This is a genomic window from Vibrio sp. L85 (assembly GCF_963871815.1).
Lineage (GTDB): Bacteria > Pseudomonadota > Gammaproteobacteria > Enterobacterales > Vibrionaceae > Vibrio > Vibrio harveyi.
Genome location: NZ_CAWMYL010000162.1, coordinates 1 through 2,091 on the forward strand (window position 1 = coordinate 1; position 2,091 = coordinate 2,091).

General features: G+C 35.7%; 2 protein-coding genes. Both read right to left on the reverse strand.

Translation table 11 applies throughout. From position 1 onward, the window contains the following. Positions 1-132: 132 nt before the first annotated feature. Positions 133-1,341, reverse strand: coding sequence for a hypothetical protein (locus tag AACR11_RS15810; RefSeq protein ID WP_079324863.1), 1,209 nt, complete (start codon positions 1,339-1,341; stop codon positions 133-135). A 17-nt stretch (positions 1,342-1,358) separates the two neighbouring features. Next, entirely contained in the window at positions 1,359-1,793 is a 435-nt protein-coding gene (locus AACR11_RS15815) for a hypothetical protein (protein ID WP_029790655.1), read from the reverse strand. Between the last annotated feature and the right edge of the window lie 298 nt (positions 1,794-2,091).

A 2,091-nucleotide genomic window follows, 5' to 3' on the forward strand; every position in this document is an offset into this window, starting at 1 on the left:
AGGTACAAATTCTACACTGAATGTGACATCTTAAACTTGCGCTGACATTAAAACTTGGTTCGCATTATCATTATTGTATTAAATGGATTGGCTAATAAAGCCCCATAACAGGGCTTATTTTTAAAACCAGGATTAATGCTCTATAGAATGTCCACCCTCGCCTCTGTGATGGCTAGTTCTTCCGTGTCTTCTATCGTAACCTCCGCGCCTCTCAGTTTGACGGTGCGTTCGTTTGTTGTCCGTTTTTGATTTTGTCTTTGTAGTAGCTATCTCAACGCCCTCGTTAACAGAGATATCGGCGTCTGGCACACCAACCTCAAACGTCAACCCACCACCAATTAAGCGATTATTAGCATCGTATACCAAAGAACCCCCAATAACGCCAAGGTCCCCTGATACGGTGGTGGACGTTCCTGTTGTTACGTCATCAAGGTTGGTAGTTGCATAACCATTAACAAAACCTCCAAACTCAGTGTCGGTATTTAAAGATAACCCTGGGGCTACGCTTAATGATAAGTCTTTAAAATCGGTTGTCACGGCAACATCGATATCGAAGTTTGGAGCCTGAATACTGATACCGCCTTGCACTACTGGTTTTATGTCGGGTACATCTCTAAGGTAGTCCTCCGTCGAAGGTTTATAGACATCCCAAACAGCCGAACTTCTAGGAGCACTTCGGGCGCACATTAAATCCATATTCTTACCAAAATGGTTTCCTTGTAGAACCTTATCAGCACCACTAAGACCATTTACAGCTGTTATAACCAGAGTCGGGTAATACCGAGTACCGCCGACTGTTTTTGATTCACTTAAATAATAAGGGTCTGAAGTAAATAGCTCTAGAAACTCCTCATTACCAACTTTCCGATAAGCGTAGCTTTCAAGAGGTTTTTTTAACACGCCATCATATTCTATAGCGCGAGTTTGTTTGTTTCTAAAGAAGGAATAAGTTTTACTAACTACGTCAACGTTATCGCATAAACCTCTATTACATCTCTTTTCCTTTAAGAACTTCTTGGTTTTCTTATCTTGGTACTTAATTTGAATTTTAAACTTATCACCAAGTTCAAAGTATTTATTTTCTCCCTTAATTAAAACTGAAAAACTAGATAAATGTGCCTGTCTATGTTCCTGAGGTACAATACGGAAGAAAAAGGTATCAGTGAACTGGTTTACCGATACAATCATGTCCAGATCTTTGAATTCAATTTTATATTGTGGGTCATTCCATTCATAAGCATACCCGTCAGGGTTTGATTCTCTTTGCAAGAAGACAAAACTGTGCGCATAGGTAGGCAGCATAGATCCTAATATAAGTGCGGATAATATTGTCTTTTTCATTAAGTTACTCCATTGTTTTATTTAATTCTATTTAATAAATCAGATACTATAGGATTTATCCCAAATCTATTAATTCTAAATGGGGGTATAAATGCCATGTGTTGTAATGGATCATTGCCGTTCTTAATTGTAATTATTATTCTTTCTGGATATTGACCATTTTCAGTGTAATTTATGTTTACGATATCAATAATATTAACTCTCTTTGTTTCATTTTTTCTTTTAAAAACAAGAGTGTCAACTTCATCATAAACATCGTCATATAAATCCCATATATATCTTTTACAATACAGAGTAAATATTGCAGCCATAATAATGGGGGTTATTATTATGGGGTTTACTGTTTCAGGTTTATTTGAAAAATAGATAATAATAAAAAGAAAAGAAAACCCCAAAAATAGACACGGAAATACTATTTTTATATACCAGGTGGAACCGGATATTTTCTTCATTACTAACCCTTGATATTACTTTGTTTAACCATTGTGACATTGTAGCTGTTTAAGTTTACCTTGTTTAACCTGAAATTTACTTATGTTTAATGATAAAGTACTCCAAGAACGCCGGAAGCTTCTTGAGTAGTGAATGCTGCACTTGCTGTAAATGGGGATATTGCGACTAATAAGCCTTTATTTAATATCATAGTACCTTCTTAAGATTATGAATTTAATACTTGGAGTATGGTTCATAACCCTATCATAAATCGTATTTATTGGAAGCTTTTGGAGTATACAACCAAAAAAATATATT

Coding starts and splice junctions, on each gene's coding strand:
- AACR11_RS15810 (WP_079324863.1), bottom strand. CDS start 1,341: ATGAAAAAGACAATATTATCCGCACTTATATTAGGATCTATGCTGCCT.
- AACR11_RS15815 (WP_029790655.1), bottom strand. CDS start 1,793: ATGAAGAAAATATCCGGTTCCACCTGGTATATAAAAATAGTATTTCCG.